Annotated in this window: 17 protein-coding genes and 1 pseudogene; 8 read left to right on the plus strand and 10 right to left on the minus strand. The window is 56.3% G+C overall.

What is annotated here, in order from left to right; all coding sequences use genetic code 11:
* Positions 1 to 51: 51 nt before the first annotated feature.
* The 8 genes and pseudogenes from phnD to LDN84_RS03530 form a co-directional block, all read right to left on the minus strand.
* Positions 52 to 1020, minus strand: a pseudogene (gene phnD / locus LDN84_RS03495) (phosphonate ABC transporter substrate-binding protein).
* A 54-nt stretch (positions 1021 to 1074) separates the two neighbouring features.
* The gene (phnC, locus tag LDN84_RS03500) at positions 1075 to 1941 is read right to left on the minus strand and encodes a phosphonate ABC transporter ATP-binding protein (protein ID WP_223908283.1); all 867 of its coding nucleotides are present in this window, start codon (positions 1939 to 1941) and stop codon (positions 1075 to 1077) included.
* A gap of 105 nt (positions 1942 to 2046) precedes the next feature.
* Positions 2047 to 2532, minus strand: coding sequence for a hypothetical protein (locus LDN84_RS03505; RefSeq protein WP_223908285.1), 486 nt, complete (start codon positions 2530 to 2532; stop codon positions 2047 to 2049).
* A gap of 105 nt (positions 2533 to 2637) precedes the next feature.
* On the minus strand, positions 2638 to 2985 hold the full coding sequence (locus tag LDN84_RS03510) for a 2Fe-2S iron-sulfur cluster-binding protein (RefSeq protein ID WP_223908293.1): 348 nt from the start codon (positions 2983 to 2985) through the stop codon (positions 2638 to 2640).
* A 71-nt stretch (positions 2986 to 3056) separates the two neighbouring features.
* Entirely contained in the window at positions 3057 to 4613 is a 1557-nt protein-coding gene (gene nifK, locus LDN84_RS03515; protein WP_223908296.1) for a nitrogenase molybdenum-iron protein subunit beta, read from the minus strand.
* A gap of 92 nt (positions 4614 to 4705) precedes the next feature.
* Entirely contained in the window at positions 4706 to 6169 is a 1464-nt protein-coding gene (gene nifD / locus LDN84_RS03520) for a nitrogenase molybdenum-iron protein alpha chain (protein ID WP_223908299.1), read from the minus strand.
* Positions 6170 to 6256: 87 nt separating this feature from the next.
* Complete coding sequence (nifH, locus tag LDN84_RS03525; RefSeq protein ID WP_223908305.1) at positions 6257 to 7141, minus strand: nitrogenase iron protein; 885 nt, start codon at positions 7139 to 7141, stop codon at positions 6257 to 6259.
* Between the two features lie 612 nt (positions 7142 to 7753).
* Positions 7754 to 9190 carry a sensor domain-containing diguanylate cyclase gene (locus tag LDN84_RS03530; protein WP_223908314.1) on the minus strand — a complete coding sequence of 479 codons (1437 nt, stop codon included), beginning with the start codon at positions 9188 to 9190 and terminating at the stop codon, positions 7754 to 7756.
* A 599-nt stretch (positions 9191 to 9789) separates the two neighbouring features.
* Here LDN84_RS03530 and LDN84_RS03535 point away from each other — a divergent pair.
* Genes LDN84_RS03535 through LDN84_RS03565 form a run of 7 tightly spaced genes read left to right on the plus strand, consistent with a single transcriptional unit; the run spans position 9790 to position 15043 of the window.
* Positions 9790 to 10398: a hypothetical protein gene (locus tag LDN84_RS03535; protein WP_223908323.1), complete on the plus strand. Its 609-nt coding sequence runs from the start codon at positions 9790 to 9792 to the stop codon at positions 10396 to 10398.
* Between the two features lie 10 nt (positions 10399 to 10408).
* Complete coding sequence (locus LDN84_RS03540) at positions 10409 to 11248, plus strand: NAD(+)--dinitrogen-reductase ADP-D-ribosyltransferase (protein WP_223908325.1); 840 nt, start codon at positions 10409 to 10411, stop codon at positions 11246 to 11248.
* Positions 11241 to 12170: an ADP-ribosyl-[dinitrogen reductase] hydrolase gene (gene draG, locus LDN84_RS03545; RefSeq protein WP_223908333.1), complete on the plus strand. Its 930-nt coding sequence runs from the start codon at positions 11241 to 11243 to the stop codon at positions 12168 to 12170. Before LDN84_RS03540 ends, draG begins: the two co-directional genes overlap by 8 nt.
* Positions 12163 to 13839, plus strand: a complete 1677-nt coding sequence (locus LDN84_RS03550; RefSeq protein WP_223908336.1) for a nitroreductase family protein — start codon at positions 12163 to 12165, stop codon at positions 13837 to 13839. The genes draG and LDN84_RS03550 overlap by 8 nt, the downstream gene beginning before the upstream one ends.
* Positions 13840 to 13841: 2 nt before the next feature.
* A complete protein-coding gene (locus LDN84_RS03555) occupies positions 13842 to 14333 on the plus strand; it encodes an ankyrin repeat domain-containing protein (protein WP_223908339.1) in 492 nt (163 codons plus the stop codon).
* Positions 14334 to 14344: 11 nt separating this feature from the next.
* Entirely contained in the window at positions 14345 to 14773 is a 429-nt protein-coding gene (locus tag LDN84_RS03560; RefSeq protein ID WP_223908341.1) for a thioredoxin domain-containing protein, read from the plus strand.
* Positions 14774 to 14791: 18 nt separating this feature from the next.
* Positions 14792 to 15043: an FmdB family zinc ribbon protein gene (locus tag LDN84_RS03565; RefSeq protein WP_223908344.1), complete on the plus strand. Its 252-nt coding sequence runs from the start codon at positions 14792 to 14794 to the stop codon at positions 15041 to 15043.
* Between the two features lie 142 nt (positions 15044 to 15185).
* On the opposite strand, the gene LDN84_RS23150 is transcribed toward LDN84_RS03565, so the two are convergent.
* Positions 15186 to 16433 carry a sensor histidine kinase gene (locus LDN84_RS23150; protein ID WP_435405913.1) on the minus strand — a complete coding sequence of 416 codons (1248 nt, stop codon included), beginning with the start codon at positions 16431 to 16433 and terminating at the stop codon, positions 15186 to 15188.
* Positions 16434 to 16482: 49 nt separating this feature from the next.
* The gene (locus tag LDN84_RS03575; protein WP_223908346.1) at positions 16483 to 17178 is read right to left on the minus strand and encodes a response regulator; all 696 of its coding nucleotides are present in this window, start codon (positions 17176 to 17178) and stop codon (positions 16483 to 16485) included.
* A 196-nt stretch (positions 17179 to 17374) separates the two neighbouring features.
* On the opposite strand from LDN84_RS03575, the gene LDN84_RS22845 reads away from it, so the two are divergent.
* A complete protein-coding gene (locus LDN84_RS22845; RefSeq protein WP_255610453.1) occupies positions 17375 to 17491 on the plus strand; it encodes an ESPR-type extended signal peptide-containing protein in 117 nt (38 codons plus the stop codon).
* Positions 17492 to 17697: the final 206 nt, after the last annotated feature.

Consider the following 17697-nt stretch of genomic DNA (forward strand, 5'->3'; position numbering starts at 1 on the left):
CTCATGCTTGCACCTCAAAAAAATGAAACCTGGGTTGAGGTGCCTGCCACATCACTGCACCTTGCCCAGTGCGGCCAACTGCTTGTCGATCTCTGCCAGTTTGGTTTGTTTGTCTGCAGCGGCCAGTGTGGCATCGGCCTCAAACTTGTTGCGGACTTTGAAGAGTTCCAATTGGCGAATAGGTGTGAGTTGCGCGTTGGTGGAGGCTTTGAAACCAGAGAGCTTGGATAACTTGAACAGGTTGTCCTTTTCTTGTGGACTATTTTTGCCATAGGCATAAAAGAAGTCACGTACCTTGGTTTTGGTGGCCTCAGGCAGGTCTTTGCGAATCACCAGTGGATCTAGTGGAATCAGCGGCGAGGTCCAGATGACGCGGATGTCATTAAACTTTTCTGGCAGTTTGCCTTTGAGTTTGTCCAGGTTCTCGCTGTTGTTGGTGGCGACATCCACTTGTTTGTTGGCTACGGCCAGTGCGTTGGATTCATGATTGGCGCTGCGGGTGAGCTTGAAGAAGGTCTTGGCATCAATCTTGTTCTGGGCAAACACGTAATAGCTGGGCACGAGAAAACCGGAGGTCGAGTTTGGGTCACCATTGCCAAAAGACAGGTTTTTACCTTGTTGCAGCATGTCGTCGAGCGACTTGAGCGGGCTGTCTTTGTGCACGATCAGGTGTGAGTAGTAGCCTTGTGTTCCATCGGCGTTGACCATTTGGGCAAACACTTCACCACCTGCGCGGTCAACCGCTTCCATGGCAGACTTGTTGCCAAATCAGGCTACATGCACTTTGTTGAAGCGCATGCCTTCGATGATGCCGGCGTAGTCCGATGCAAAAAATGGATTGACTTTCATGCCGGTTTTTTTGCTCATGTCGTCCAGAATCGGTTGCCAGTCTGACTTGAGGTTTTGCGACGATTCGGTGGAGATGATGCCGAAATTGAGCTCTTTAAGTTCCTGTGCTGTGACTGGTGTGGTGGCCATGGCCACCGCTGCTGTCAAACCCGTGAGTAATTTTTTCAACATGTGATTTCCTTAAGATGGATTAAAAAAAGAGTAAGGGGGAATGGGTTGAATGCTTCAGGCTGCGATGGCCATCGGTGGTTGCCATGCTGGCGAGGGCACCACGCGGATGGGTTTGTCCTGCAGGCTGGTGATGTGGTCACCCAAAGACAAGATGTCGTCAGCCTCAGCACCGTAAAGCTCTCGCAGCAAAGCCGGGGTCAGCGCCACCGAGGGTCCGTCATAGACCACCCGGCCATGGTGCAGGGCGACAGTGCGTGGGCAGTATTTGATGGCCACGTTGACCTGATGTAGTGACACCACCACGGTGCATTGATCTTCGCGGTTCACCTGGGCCAGGATGTCCATCACCTTGCGGGAAGACTCGGGATCGAGTGACGCAATGGGTTCGTCGGCCAAAATGACTTTGGCTCCTTGCACCATGGCACGGGCGATGGCTGCCCGCTGCTGTTGTCCACCCGACAGCGTAGAGGCCCGCTGGTGGCAGCATTCGGCAATACCTACACGCTTGAGTGCGTCCACGCCGCAGGCCAGTTCGGTGGCTGTGAACCAGCGCAGCAGACTGCGCCACAACGGCACACGGTGCAAGGTGCCGGCCAGCACATTCACAATTACCGGGAGTCGATCCACCAGATTAAATTGCTGGAAAACAAAGCCGACACCCGCCCGAATTTGCCGGATATCAGATGCGATTTTTCCATTTTTCTGAACCGTCTTGCCATGGATCTCGATCCATCCCGAGACCGAGCTGTCACCGCTCATCAACCCCGCCATGTGTCTGAGCAAGGTTGATTTTCCCGATCCAGAGGCCCCAATCAGGGCCACCATTTCACCGGTCTGGATATCTAAATGAACGTCATGAAGTGCCTTGCGGCCACTTTGAAATGTCTTGTTAAGGGCATGGATATGGATGGCTGTCATCACGGTAACTCCTGTTGGATACCGTGACCATAACGACGCAATATGTCAAATTGATGTCCTGCCTATCCACAGGAACACCTGTTCATCTACCGCTGTGGCTGGAGGCTTTCACTGGTCGTCTGACAGCACTTCCAGTGCCACCAGCTGCTCAAAGAGGGCATGTCTGGCCCGCCAATGTTCCTTGCCAGCGATGCGCGGGTCGCCGCCCTCGAAGGCCCCCACGGCTTCGCGTTCATTCCAGTAGATACAGCAGTTGCCGGCACGTGCCGCCAAAGCTGCCGAAAAGGCAGCCCGATCCTCCACCGGAGCTGTGCGGAACACACCACGACCGAGCACGTAGTCGGCGCGGTACAGCGGTGTGTGCCAGCCATGTTCGTCACCCAGCGCACAAATGGCTGGAAATTGTTCGCGTGCCGTGGCATCTGCCACTGGGTGACCCACGTCATTCAGCAAACCAAGTGCCGTCACGTCGTCATGAATTTCCCACGACTCAAGAGGATCACTGGCCGCCACCTTGCGCGAAAAGTCCTCATCGTCGTAGGCGAACCAAGCGCGCGGGGCACCGTTTTCAGGAAGTTCCAGCACATAGATCACGGCATGCTCCCAATAGACCAAGGTTTGAAATAGTGTCCTCCCTGTGGCGAGGGACAACAAGCTTGTGACCATCCTGCATAGTCTTGATGCAGGTGGCTTGTTCGCTTAAAACTTGACCAGAATATCCTCATCACGTACCACCATTTGGCACGCCAGACGCCATGGTGGGGGCAGGTCTTTGGTTTCGGCATCTTCGATTTGCTGGGCAGTGATCTTGCCAGCCAACTTCAGCACCAATTTTTCTTTCTCGGTCAGTGCAACTCCGATAGGGGTATTGCCTGAGAGTACGGACACCTGTACCTGGCAGGATCCGCATTCACCGTTTTCGCATTCAGACTCCAGGGGCACGCTGTTGGCCTTGGCCACAGCGAGCAAGGTTTTGGTATCGCCTGCAACGGCGTACACCGTCACGTCTTTCTTCATACGGGGTGAGCTAAAAGTGACATTGGCCATGATGGACTCGAATAAGAGGGAGTGGGTGATACAAAAAAGGCCAGGGTGGAAACCCTGGCCCGGTCATGACATTAGCGAACGATGTCGTAGCTGTAGTCGGTTTTGGCGATTTCCATGGTGTTGGCATCAAGGGCCTCAAAGAACTCATCCAACAACATCACCAGCACACGCATCGAACCGTTGTAGCCCCAGGTGGCGTAACGGTGATAGTGGTGGCGGTCATGGATCGGGAACACCAGGCGCACCAGCGGTGTTTTGGTGTCACGTTCCAGGAACTTGCCATAGGTGTTGCCAATGAGAAAGTCAACCGGTTCGGTGAACAGCAGCGAGCGCAAGTGCCACAGATCACGTTTGGGGTAGACCTTACAGCCTTTGCCGTAAGGAGTGGAGTCAAGCAAGGCCTGCACCTTCACTTCCCACTCTTTGCCACCATTGGTGGACACGATGTGGGTGGGCTCTGCCCCCAGCTCCATCAGGAACGCGGCGTAACCCAGCATTTGATCAGGGTCACCATACAGGGCATAACGCTTGCCATGTAAATGGGCCTGGCTGTCGGTCATGGCATCCACCAGTTCACCGCGCTCTTTTTCCAGTGCGGCAGGGATAGGTTTGCCCGTCAGGCGGGAGATTTCCATGAGGAACTTGTCAGTACCAGCCACACCCATGGGGGCGTTCATGGTCACCACTTCCTGGCCGTGCTCGGCGATGAACTTGGCAGTTTTTTCGCAGCTGAATTCCTGGAAGATGATGGTGGCTTTGGCATGCAAAGCGGCCACAACTTCTTCTTTGGTGGTGCCGCCAGCGTACATGCGGAACTCGCCATCGGTCGGTGTGTTCCAGCTTTCCGAGGGGTCACAAATGATGTTGACCTGAACACCAAACAAATCAAAAATGCGGCGGATTTCGCGCATGTTGCCCACTACAAAGCCGTCAAAACCGCCAATGAAGTTGATGCTGTCGTTGGGCACACGCACCAATGGTTCGGTGGTCTTGGCCTTGCCGTCCCAGAAATGGCGCAACACACCCATCAGGGCATTGTCATAACCGGTAATGTGGCTACCCACGAAGGCAGGGGTGTGGGCAAACGGCACGTCAAACTCTTCGGGAATGCTGCCTTTTTGCTTGCTGGTCTTGATGAAGGCATCCACGTCGTCACCAATCACCTCGGCCATGCAGGTGGTCGACACGGCAATCATGTCAGGTTTGTACAGGCTGTAGGCATTGGCCAAGCCGTCCACCATGTTGTTCAGGCCGCCAAACACTGCGGCGTCTTCGGTCATGGACGAGCTGACACAGGAGGTAGGCTCTTTGAAGTGGCGCGAAAAGTGTGCGCGGTAGTAAGCGACGCAACCCTGGCTGCCGTGCACAAAACTCAGTGTTTTGGCAAAGCCGTTGGCGGCAAACACCGCGCCCAAAGGTTGGCAGGCTTTGGCCGGGTTCACGGTGAGTGAATCACGGGCAAAGTTCTTTTGTTTGTAGTCTTCGGTCTTGGTCCATTCGACGATAGAAGTGATCTTCTCGTCGGAATGTTTCAATTCGAATTGTTTTTTATTGCTCAACATGTCCTGGTATTCAGGCTCACGGAACAGCATTTCATGATCGATGACTTTGTCGGCTGATTGAGGCATGACGGGCTCCAAAAGTAGGTGGGTGATGTGAGCACCCTCAGGCGCTCACCTCGTTACACAATAAAACTGGCCGGTACACCGACCAAAGGGTTTCAGGCAGCTTTTTTCCAGGGAGCCTTTGTCAAGGCCCAGATGGGGCTGGAAATGGCCATGTCCATGTCACGGGCAAAGATGGCAAAACCGTCATAACCGTGGTACGGGCCGGAATAATCCCAGCTGTGCATCTGGCGGAACGGCACGCCCATTTTCTGGAACACGTACTTTTCCTTGATCCCTGAGCCCACCAAGTCGGGCTTGACGGAATCGACAAAGTGTTCAAACTCGTAGCCGGTCACGTCGTCATAAATCAGCGTGGCATCCTTGATGTAGTGGGTGGTCCGCTGGTAGTCGTCGTTGTGGCCGAACTCGTAGCCGGTACCGACCACGACCATGCCCAGGTCTTCGTAAGCACCAATCACGTGGCGGGGGCGCAGGCCACCGATGTACAGCATCACGGTCTTGCCTTGCAGGCGTGGTTTGTACTTGTCAATCACGGCTTGCATGAGTGGCTTGTATTTGGCAATCACTTCTTCGGCCTTGGCCTTGATGGTGTCGTCAAAGTGACTGGCGATTTCGCGCAAGCTCTTCTCGATCATGGTCGGGCCGAAGAAGTTGTACTCCACCCATGGAATACCAAACTTTTCTTCCATGTGGCGGCTGATGTAGTTCATGGAACGGTAGCAGTGCAGCACATTGAGCTTGGCTTTGGGTGTGTTTTCCATTTCGGCCAGCGTACCGTCGCCAGACCATTGTGAAATCACGCGCAAGCCCATTTCTTCGAGCAAGATGCGGCTGGACCAGGCATCACCACCGATGTTGTAGTCACCAATGATGGCTACGTCATAAGGGGTGGACACAAAGGTGGGGTTCTTGCCGGTATCTGCTTTGTCCAGCACCCAGTCACGAATTGCATCGTTGGCCAAATGGTGGCCGAGCGATTGGCTGACCCCACGGAAACCTTCGCAGCGCACTGGCACGATGGTGTGACCTTCGTGCTCTTTGCTCTTTTTCTTGGACACGGCTTCGATGTCGTCACCGATCAAACCAATCGGGCATTCAGACTGGATCGAGATACCTTTGTTCAGCGGGAACAATTCCTGGATTTCATCAATGATCTTGTCGAGTTTCTTGTCACCACCAAAGACGATGTCTTTCTCTTGGAAGTCAGAGGTGAACTGCATCGTCACGAAGGTGTCGATGCCGGTGGTGCCGATGTAATAGTTACGGCGATTCGCCCAGGAATACTGGCCGCAACCTACTGGACCATGGCTGATGTGCACCATGTCTTTGATCGGGCCCCACACCACGCCTTTGGAGCCAGCGTAGGCGCAACCACGAATGGTCATCACGCCAGGAAGTGATTTGATATTGGATTTGACGCCGCAGTCGGGCTTGCCTTCTTCGAAAACACCCAAGTGTTTGGCGCGTCTCTTCGCCATCTTCTCGGGATAGGCCTTTAACACTTCGTCAATCAGGGCCTTATTCGCGGCCTTGCGATCTTCAACAACGGCAGTCATTGGGAACTCCAGTAGGTAAATGTATGAACTGGTACTTAGCCCGGCCTGGTCAATCTTTTTGACAAACCAGATCGGGCCGTGTACCTCTTAGGCCGCTGCCAGTTCAGCAGCTTTCTTGCCGACTTGTGATTCGTCGATCTGATCCATGATGCCGAATTCCATCAGCATGTCTTCGAGCTGATCCATGGTGATGGGGGTAGGAATCGTGCCGTTGCCAGCGTTGTTGTGCACTTTCTGGGCCAGCGTGCGGTATTCAGCAGCTTGCTTGGAATCAGGTGCAAACTCGATCACGGTCATACGGCGCAGTTCGGCGTGTTGCACGATGTTGTCGCGTGGCACAAAGTGGATCAGCTTGCTGCCCAGCATGCCAGCCAGTTCGGTGGCCAGTTCGAGTTCCTTGTCGGTCTGGCGCTCGTTACACACCAAGCCACCCAGACGCACACCACCCGAGTTGGCGTATTTCAAAATGCCCTTGGAGATGTTGTTGGCGGCGTACATGGCCATCATTTCGCCAGACATCACGATGTAAATTTCTTGCGCCTTGTTTTCGCGGATGGGCATAGCAAAGCCACCACACACCACGTCACCCAACACGTCGTAAGACACATAGTCCACGCCGTCATAAGCGCCGTTTTCTTCCAAGAAGTTGATCGAAGTGATCACACCGCGGCCAGCGCAACCAACTCCTGGCTCTGGGCCACCGGATTCCACGCAACGGATGTTTTTGTAACCAATTTTCATCACGTCTTCCAGCTCGAGATCCTCCACCGAGCCGGCTTCAGCAGCCAAGGACAAAATGGTGTCCTGAGCCTTTGCGTGCAGAATCAAGCGGGTGGAGTCGGCCTTGGGGTCGCAGCCAACGATCAGGATCTTTTGACCCAGATCAGACAACGCTGCCAGGGTGTTTTGGGAGGTGGTTGATTTGCCGATGCCACCTTTGCCGTAGAAGGCGATTTGCCGAAGTTTTGCCATTTCAGTACTCCAATAAAAAGGAAAGTTAAGAACCAAGCTTGCGTTGCCGCGACTGGGTCAGCTTTCGTGCCTGTGGGTCTTCTTCTTTTAGGTTCACGTCGGCCGGACTTGTGTCCCGCATCCTGTTCATTGCAGCTTCCGTGCCATGCTGAAATCACCTCTCAATGTCAGCTCAATGATTTATATTTTTTCAATAAAATCAATTAGTTACGCGAATAAAGCAAAGCTGTTTTGGCGTTTGTTGGCTTCCTTACAAAGCTTTTTCTCGTGTCGCATTTGTCGTCCGCTTGGGCTGCAAAAACGCCATGGGATACCGCCCGCTGATTCACCCAGCGGCTTTGGCGGTGGGTGATGCGGGGCTGGTTGTGGAGTCAGGGGGAGTCAATGGGTAGACTATGCAATAAAAAACATAGCACTTTATGCAAGCTATATAAGCGCTATAGGCCAATTTGATTTTTTGTGTAGCGTTTGTGAGTGGCAGGTAGCTGGAATTTCAGTTCGGTTGCTCACCAACCCTGCCGTTTGCTGCACTGTGATTTATGAATCAGTTTCTGGAATCAAATCAACCCGATGGAAGTGCGTTCTGATCATGGTTTTTGGATTTCAGCAAAACTACCCCTCGTCATAAAACCGAATCGCATTACGACCGGCTTCCTTGGCTTGGTACATGGCGGCATCAGCCCATTTAAAAATCTCTTCCGGGTTGGCTTGCTGGCCCAGGTAAATTACCGCGCCGATGCTGGCCGAAGAACGATGGGCCACCGTCTCAGGTGTTTGTGACGGATGTTTTACCTTAAGCAGATAGGGGGCTGACAGGCAGATACGAATTTTCTCGGCGACAACACCTGCCTGCTCCATCGCTTCCGGCCGGTTTGCACTGAGGTCGCTTATCAGCACCACAAACTCATCTCCGCCGAAGCGTGCCACAGTGTCGATTTCGCGCACACAGCTCTTCAATCGATGGGCGGCTTCGATCAACAACAAATCACCTACCAGATGCCCGTGTGCGTCATTGAGCGGCTTGAAGTTGTCCAGATCAAGCACCATCAGCGCACAATGACTATCTTTACGCTGGCTAGCGACGATGGATTGATTCAAACGGTCGCCCAGCAGGCGACGGTTGGGTAGTTTGGTCAGCGGGTCATAAAACGCGAGTTCCCGCACCTGATCTTCGAGTTGTCGGCGTTCAGTGGTTTCCCTGGTGATTCCGTGGTAGCCGGTAATTACTCCATTTGCATCGCGCACCGGTCTGGATTGCACCTCGCCCCACAGCAGCCGCCCGTCCTTGCAGCGATGCTGCACCTCGAAGGTTATAGATTCATCCGCCTTGCCGTCCAGCTCGGCCTGTCGTCTCTGTGCCATTATTTGTAGAACGGTCGCAATACCCTCTTCGGTCAACATTTCAAACATGTGTCGCCCCAGCACCTCGTCGGCCCTGTAGCCGCGCAGCCGCTGGTCAACAGGGCTGATGTAGGTCATGTGCAGACTGCTATCAGCTTTCCAGACTACATCGGCTACATCTTCGGTCAGCAGAATGAAATGCGCCTCATGATCACTGATTGTTTTAGCAACCAGGCTGCGCTCAATAGCCATGCTAGCGAGTTGCCCATCAAGCTGCGCCTGCAATTGCGCATTGATCCGGCAGTGATCGGCTTCGCGCCGTTTTTCCTCCGAGATATCGCTAAAAGTGCCTGCAAGCCCGAGCAAACCTGGTGCCAAATCGACCTGGGCACCACGAAACGCAAGGCAAGCGGGTCTGCCATCGCTACCAATTAATTGAAGATCCACCTGAAATGACAAATGGTTGGCCGTGGCCTGATCGAGAACCGCTTGAAGACGTTCACGACCATCATTGCCCAAGGCTTGCATAAAAGAGGCCCAAGCATTAACAGGACTCCCGGTAATGCTGGCCAGAAGCCCCTGCGAAGCCTCGGGCAGAAAAATCGCCCGCTCTGCCGGATCATATTCCCAATAGCCGATGCCGCCGATTCGCTGGATGATGTCCAGTTGCCTACCTTCAACGCTCTCAGTGCAGTTATTTGATTTCACGCATTGACCTCGGGTCGGTTACATCTAGCGGCTGGCGTTTGAAAACGGTTGTGCAGCATTTTTCAATGCAGGTATGAAACTGAAGCAAAGCCTGATTGGCCTCAATCGTTATACATGCGTATACCGGCGATTCTGACCGGTTGCGTAACGAGCAAAAGTTGCGCCTCTGAAATTGTATTGCGGGAGTTACTCAGGCCTGCATCTGAATATTCGGAAGTTCATAAGGGACGGGGCGTTTACGCGCCGGGTTGATGGCAACTGGCATGCATTAGACCCAACGGGGGCGAATTCAAACTCCTGGAAGTCACGAGAATTAATATAAATTTAATAGCATCAATCGCAACAAATAAAAGCATCATAGGCCAAAATTGCTTACAAATAAAGTTTGACTTGGCAATGACAGCCAGAACCGTTTTGTAACTTTGTACGCTTCCCGACAAAACTGGGTGAGGTGTCGCAAACATCCCTTGATTCACCCTGGCCAAGACCTGTTTGTGTCGGATTTACCGCGTCAGCTGCCCGGTTTTGGCCTGGTACGGTCATTGCAGATAGAGGGACAGGCTTCCATTCACTGTTTCAACCACCACAAAGGAATTTTCATGACTGCTACCCTCGCTCTGAAAGAGATCGACGACACCGCGCTGGCCCGGCTTGAGAGCGAAGGCCGCTTGCTCAACCCCTTGCACAAAGCCCTGACCGGCGTACCTGGCCGTGTCGGTTTTCGTGGTGAACTTGCCCTGCGCTTTGCCCCCAAGCTGGCCGACGAAGCCCGTCCGCCGGAACTGTTGTGCCAACAAGCCATGGCTGTGGCCAATGTGGGTGAGAAGCACCTGCCCTTTTTTGCCGGTTACCTGCTGAGCTTTGAATACCTCAAGGACGTGGCTGAAGTGCTGGGCGACACCCTGAGTGCCGGTGGCAAATACTTCCTGTTCTGCGACAACATCGACTTGTCGAAAAAATACCAGGTGCCTTACAAGGGCGCGATGTTCTATGTGCTGCCGATTCTTGAGTCGACCGTGTACAACGAGATGCTGGATCTGCTCTACCTGGAAAAGAACGACCTGAAAAAGAAAGACACCGCCGGCAAGCTCGATGCCGTGGCCAATGCGGCGCTCAAGTTTGATGTGACCTTTGATGTCATCACCTACGAAGAAGGCCTGGCCTTGATGGGCCCCGTACGCAACCCGAACGAAAATCGCCCTGTGTGATCCAGCGCTCATGAACGACGAGCTTGACCAGCCAAGCCGCTGGTACGCCACCAACCTGGTGGGCGTGCCCGCACCCTTGCTGGCCAGCACCGCGTTCAACGCCCATCCCGCACCATTGCACATTGCCGGGGTCTGCGAGTCACACCCGGGCTTGTTCAGCTTGCTGGAAAGCAGCCATGACCTGGTGGAGGCGCATGACATGTTTGTCCACTACCTCAGCATTGCCTTTGGCTTGCGCAAGCCCGAAGCCCATGAACTCAGCAGCCTGGGCCGGGCCGAGCAGCGGCGCTGGCGCAGCAGTTGGCGCAAACTGCTGCAAGGCTGGGGCATGGATGCCAATGGCCCGGCGGGTGCCGTCTTAAAGGGCTGGGTCGAGAGCCGTTTTGGCCTGGTACCGAGCTTTCACAAAGCGCCACTGGCGCGTTTTCCATCCCCGGCCTGGGTGGCTTATCTGCAAGAAAAAGCCGCCAGCCGTTACAACAATAACAACATTCACCAGCAGCTGGATCTGCTGTTTGAATTCTGCCAATGGGCCTTGCGCCGCTACACACCCTTGCCCACCACTACCCCGCAGCATCTGCGCCTGTGGCGTGGCAGCAACCGCTGTGAAGAGCAAATCCTGGCCGGAACCCTGCAAAGCCGACATTGCACCGTGCGGCTGAACAATATTGTGTCGTTCAGCTTGTCCCCTGAAGAAGCCTCCTGTTTTGGCGACTGGGTGTTTGAGGTGCAGGTGCCGATCTGCAAAGTGCTGGTGTTTCCCAATCTGTTGCCCGGCCAGGTGTTGCAGGGGGAGCAGGAAGTGATTGCGCTGGGTGGCGACTATGAGGTGATGGCACGCTATGAATAACTTGTACGACCGCGCCCTGGGAGCCTACCTGGGGTTTGCCATTGGAGATGCGCTGGGTGCCACGGTGGAATTCATGCGCCCGCGCGAGATTGCTGCCCGCTATGGCGTACACCGCGACATCATTGGCGGTGGCTGGCTCCGGCTGGCACGTGGCCAGGTGACCGACGACACCACCATGAGCCTGGCCCTGGGGGATGCCCTGTTGCAAGGCGGCAGCCAGGCCCTTCGCCAGCATGCCCAGGGTGACGACACACTGATTCGCCACATCGGTGATGCGTATGTGCGCTGGTTCAAAAGCAAACCGGTGGACTGTGGCAACACCTGCCGCCGTGGCATTACGCGTTATCTGCGCGAAGGCACGCTCGAAGGGGCTTACAGCCCGGGTGATGGTGGCAACGGTGCACTGATGCGCAACCTGCCCGCCGTGCTGGCCACGCTGGGAGATGATGCGGCGTTGGAGCGCCTGTCCATTGCTCAGGCGCATCTGACCCACCACCACCCGCTGTCTGATGCCGCCACCTTGGGCCTGGGGCGGCTGCTGGTGGCATTGCTCAACGGCATGAGCCACGCGGCCTGCCAGCAGTGGGCGGTGCAATGGGTCACGGACAACCCGGCTTTTCAGTTTACGCCGTACCGCGGCTACGCCACTGCCTATGTGGTGGACACGGTACAAACCGTGCTGCATTACCTGACGTTGCACAACGACTTTGAGGCCGCGCTGATTGCCACCGTCAACCAGGGTGACGATGCCGACACCACCGGTGCGTTGGTCGGCATGCTCGCAGGGGCCCAATGCGGCGCAGCCAAACTGCCCCAGCACTGGTTGCGTCGGCTGCAACCTGCTACTGTTCAGGCCATCACCACGCAGACCAGCGGCCTGTTGGCCCTGACGCAGAGTGTCAAGGAGTCCGGCCATGCCTGAAACCACCCCTGGCGAGTGCCCTATGGCCACCGTCCAGTCTTACCACGAGCGCACCAAACACCAGCTCACAGCCTATGCCGCTGGCCCTGACACGCTGGACTGGGATGCCCAGCCCGACCCGTTTCGCCGCTACGTGGGTGCACCTCTGACGGCGCTTGCCCTCCAGGCTGACGAGTTGACCACGCCCTGGGCCGATCTGTTTGAGCCCGGCCGTGTGCCACCCCACCCGATGAACCTTGAGGCCATCGGCCTGTTGTTTGAATTGAGCTTTGCGCTGTCGGCCTGGAAACAATATGGCCCGGATCGCTGGGCGCTGCGGGTCAACCCCTCCAGCGGCAACCTGCACCCCACGGAAGCCTGGTTGCTGTGCCAGGGGGTGACCGGTGTGGTCGACGGCGTGCACCACTACGCCCCGCGTGAACATGCGCTGGAGCTGCGTGCCAGCGTCACGCCGGTCAGCCAAGCCAGCCCCCGTGTCCTGCTGGCCCTCACCAGCATCCTGTGGCGAGAGGCCTGGAAATACGGCGAACGTGCTTTTCGCTACTGCCAGCTCGATGTCGGCCACGCCATCGGTGCGCTGCGCTACGCCGCCGCCGCGCTGGGTTGGCAGGTGCAGGCGGTGGCGTGTACCAGCGCCGAGTTGGCCAGCCTGCTGGGGCTGGATCGCACGGCAGACTTCGACCAGGCCGAACGCGAAGAGCCCGAGCTGCTGTTTGAAATCCTGCCCGGCCCCTGCGCCACTGAGCAAACCCGCCCACTCGACTGGCCCACCCCCGTCACTTGGCACGGCAGCCCCAACCGCCTGGATCGCCACCCCATGTACCGCTGGCCAGTCATCGACGAGGTGGCAGTGGCAAGTCGAATAAATGCTATTGATTCAGTAGCTGCTTGCGCATTATCCATAAGCACTAGAGGCCAAAAACACCATGAAAAACAGGCCAAAACACCTGTTTTTTCCGAAATTTTGCCGCGCAGCAGCCAAAACGCCGCCATCTTGATCCGCCAGCGCCGCAGCGCCCAACGTTTTGAGGCCCGTGCCCGCATGCCGCAGGAACAGCTCTGGCTGCTGCTGCGGGCGCTGCACCCGGCGCAGATTCCCTTTGATGCCGGGCCAGCCCAGCCCCAGGTGCATGTGCTGCTGTTCGCCCACCGGGTGGATGGCCTGACACCCGGGGCCTACCTGCTGCCGCGCAGTCTGGCCGGGGCCACTGTGCTGCGCCAAGCCTTGCCCGCAGAACTGACGCTGCACCCCGTGCCCGGCGCCCCAGCCGATGCCCCGCTGCTGTGTGTCAGCGAAAACCCGGCCTTGGCCGGTACCCTGCGCACCCTGAACTGCCACCAGGCGCTGGGCTCCGATGCCATTCTGGGCTTTGCCCTGCTGGCCGAATTCAACCCGCTGCCTGACCCTGCCGCCTACCGTGCACGCTTTCAAGAGGCGGGGTTGATCGGCCAAGTGTTGTACCTGGAGGCAGAAGCCCTGGGCCTGCGTGGCACCGGCATCGGCTGCTTTTTTGACGATGCCCTGCACCAGATGCTGGGTCTGCCAGAGCTCGCCGCCAGCGCACCGCTGCAATCTGTCTACCACTTCACCGTTGGTGTGCCTTGGCTTGATGCCCGCATCACCACCGAGCCACCTTATGCCCACCTGTCGCCAGACAGAAAGAATTGAACATGGCTGAAACAAGCTCCAAACACATCCCCCTTGCGCTGGCCAGCTGGCTGAGTGCCGAAGGCTTTGATCCCACCCGGCCCGAGGCCCCTGGCCCGCATGGCAATACCCCTCTGATGCACGCCGCCTGGCGTGGGGCAGGGGATATGGTGAAGGTGCTACTGCAGCTGGGCGTGCCGCTGGATGCGCTCAACCACGATGGCAACAACGCCCTGTGGCTGGCCTGTGTCCACGGTGAGCCGCAGCTGATTCGCCAACTGGTGGCGGCGGGTGTGCCCATTGACCATGCCAATCGGGTGCAAGCGACTGCGCTGATGTATGGCGCATCGTCGGGCAAACACACTGTGGTGGCCACGCTGCTGGATCTGGGTGCCAATCCGCACCTGCTGTCGCAAGACGACTTCAGTGCGCTGGACATGGCTGCCAGCGTGGAGTGCCTGAAGCTGCTACGTGCGGCCACCTGCCGCCAGGCCGAACTGTCTACCGTTCATTGAGAGGCTGTTGTATGACCCATCTTGTCTTTTTTGAAAAACCCGGCTGTGGCGGCAATGCCCGCCAGCGGGCCGCCCTTGTTGCCGCTGGTCACACGCTGGAGCAGCGCAACCTGCTCACCGCCCATTGGACGGCGCAGAGCCTGCTGGCTTTTCTGGCCCCGCTGCCTGTGCCAGACTGGTTCAACCGCGCCGCGCCGCGTATCAAAAGTGGTGAAGTCCAGCCCGACATGCTGGAGCGTGATGCGGCGCTGGCTTTATTGATGGCCGAGCCGCTGTTGATCCGTCGCCCACTGATGCAGCGCACTGACAACGGCACACGCCATGTTGGCTTTGATACCGCGGCGGTGGATGCCTGGGTAGGCCTTGGCACGAACCCTGCATCTCCCCGCACACTGGAAGGCTGCGCCTCACCGACCGAGCGCTGTGCCGACCCTGCTTGAATCCCCCAGGAGATCACCATGCCCATTTACGACTACAACTGCAAAGCCTGCGGCCACCCTTTTGAGACGCTGGTGCGCTCGGACACCGTTCCCACCTGCCCGAAATGCGGTAGCACCGAGCTGGAAAAATGCGTTTCGCCCCTGGCCCCGGCCGGCAAGATCGAAGCCATTCGTATGGCGCACCGCCGCGTCGCCGCCGCGCAAGGGCACTTTGACCACTACAGCCCGTCTGACAAGGCCAAGCTGCTGCAGGGCAAGAAGAACATCTGATTGCTGCTGGCCAGTTTTGTGAAACAGATACGGGAGTTGTTGTAAGACTGTGGTGATACCACCGGGTTGGCCTGGCTGGATCAGCTGGAGAACGAGTGTTTTTGAGACTCCTTACGATAGAAATCAACATTTTCGACCGTGACTATGTGGCATTCATGTTCCCACGCTGAAGTGGCAGGCGCAGGGTCAGACAGGTGCCAGCCGGGCTTGAATTCCAAAGCAGTTCAGCCCCGATGGACGCGGCCCTACTCAATTGATTGAACAAGCCCTTGCCACCGCCACGTTGGAGGGCATCTTCAACCACAAAGCCTGAGCCGTTGTCGGTAATCATGACGGCGACCCAGCCGGGATCAACCCTCGTTGCAACACGAATCTCGCTGGCATGTGTGTGTTTGATGATGTTGGTAAAAGCTTCCTGCAGGATGCGCAAAATGTGCAGCGCGTTTTTAGGATCAAGCCACTCCAGCGGGGGCACATTTTTGACATCCCAACGTAATGTAATCCCCGAACTCGCCAGACGCGGCCCCAGACGAAAGCGCAGTGTTGCCAGCAACAGCAGTACATCGGCCTCGACCGGCTCCATGGAGTCGATGGCCAGTTTGAGGTCGTCGATACACCCCTTGAGCACCTGCGCAACCTCTATCTCGTCCAGTCTTCCGTGTTCCACCACCCTCAATGCGCTGACGAGCGAGGAGCCCAGTCCGTCGTGCATGTCCTGCATCAGTCGCTGACGCTCTTGTGCCAGTGTTTGACGTTGCTCGATCTCGCGCAGGCGGGCATGGCTGTCGGCCAACTCAAAACGCAGGACAACGGCCACACTGGCCGCCTGAGCACTGTTGCGCGCCTGCCCAATCAGGGTCACCCCATACAAAATGCTGGCTAGACCCAGCGCGTCATATGACCCGTCACCCATCAGAAAAAGTTTGGAGACGACCACCAGCAACTCAGCGAGGATAAACACCACAAACAGCGGAAGTACCGGTGCCAGCAGTGACATGGAGCTGCCGGCAATGCCGGTGAGCACGGCAAAAACAAGGCTTCTGCCCGTCATGCTCACCGTGTCCAGCGTGACCCAGCACAGTGCAGACCAGATCGCCGCGTCCAGCGCGTTGAGGAACATCAGTTGCCCAACAAGGCGGTGCGCCTGCCCGAAGGTAATGCCCGTGCTCAGGTGGTAACGCGCATGGAAGTAACAGCCCAGTTTGGACAGGATGACCACCACACACCACAGCGCCAATCCCACCTGGTTATCTGCATTGGACAGCACCCACAACATCAGGATGGCCGCCAAAAAAGCCGGGATCACCGAGCTGCCCACATTGCCCAGCACCAGTCGCAACTGCTCTACCAGAATGCGATCCTCGGCTAGGCGTAGTGGATTACGTTTCATATTGCGGTGGTGTCTTTGTCAGGCAAGTCTGGATACCGGCAGCACACGGTTAGCGGGGCAACAGGCCTTGATGACGAGCTTCAAAAATGGCCTCTGTCTTCGAATTCACTTCCAGTTTGGCGTAAATGCGCCGCACAAAGGTCAATATGGTTTGACGCGAGACGGACATCAGTGCAGCGATCTCGTCCGAGGTAAAACCCTTGGTAATGAATTCCAGCACTTCTTTTTCGCGCGCGGACAATGCGCAGCTCTGTTTGGCGGCGGGTTCAAAGTGGGGTGTTGTCGAAATGCCGACATTCCGAAAGCGTTTCAAAATTTGCCGCGCAATCAGCGGGCTGATCGGACTGCCACCTGCGTACAGGCTGCGAATTTCGAACACCATCATTTGTGGTTCGCTGTCTTTGAGCAAGTAGCCGGACGCACCCGCTTCCAGCGATGCCATGACATGTGCTTCGTCACCAAAGGTGGTGCTGACCATGATGTTGCACTCAGGTTGCTTGGTGTGCGCTGCCCGAATCACATCAATGCCAGAACCATCGGGCAAGCCCAAATCGACCAGCAACACATCGACAGCCAACTCATCAATCATCTGCAACCCTTGAGTCCGAGTGCCAGCAATGCTCAACAGTGTCATATCCGATGTTGCCTGAATGGCCTCTTTCAAGGCATTCTGAAAATTGACATCGTCTTCTACCAGAACCACACGAATCAGGGGGCTGTGGGTGTTGCGTGGGGAGTGCGGCATAAAGATAGGTTGGATGGATGTTCACGCTCATCCGGCAAAACGTGAGTATTCGACTTGGGCAGACATAGTGCCACATATCTGGAACCCGCTTGTCACTAGTTCTACGGACAGACGGATGACACCTGTCAGCCTAGGATTGGCAGAAAGAAATTGCAGAAATTACGCTCGACACCACGAGCCAATAGGGAATCTCTCAATGAACCACCTCACCAACGCCTGGGTCTGCTGCTCCGAAAACGCCAAAGACCGCGGCAAGTCGGGCCCAGGTGCAAAAGCGCCGTCGTTGGAAGGATGGCCATGGTGGGTTTATTGAAACCTTTGCGGCAAGAACCCGTTTGTTCCCACTTCTGGGGGCAGGCCAATGCCCTGCAGTTGTTTAAGGTCAAGGAAATTCAAGGCCTTGTACGCCAATCGGATTTAACAGCAGCCATAGAGCAAAACGCGGACACACAAAACTTCATATGTTCCTGACCACAAAATCAAACGCGGCTTTGTTTCCGTTTTGCACAACTCAACTGA

It is taken from the genome of Rhodoferax lithotrophicus (assembly GCF_019973615.1).
Classification (GTDB): domain Bacteria; phylum Pseudomonadota; class Gammaproteobacteria; order Burkholderiales; family Burkholderiaceae_C; genus Rhodoferax; species Rhodoferax lithotrophicus.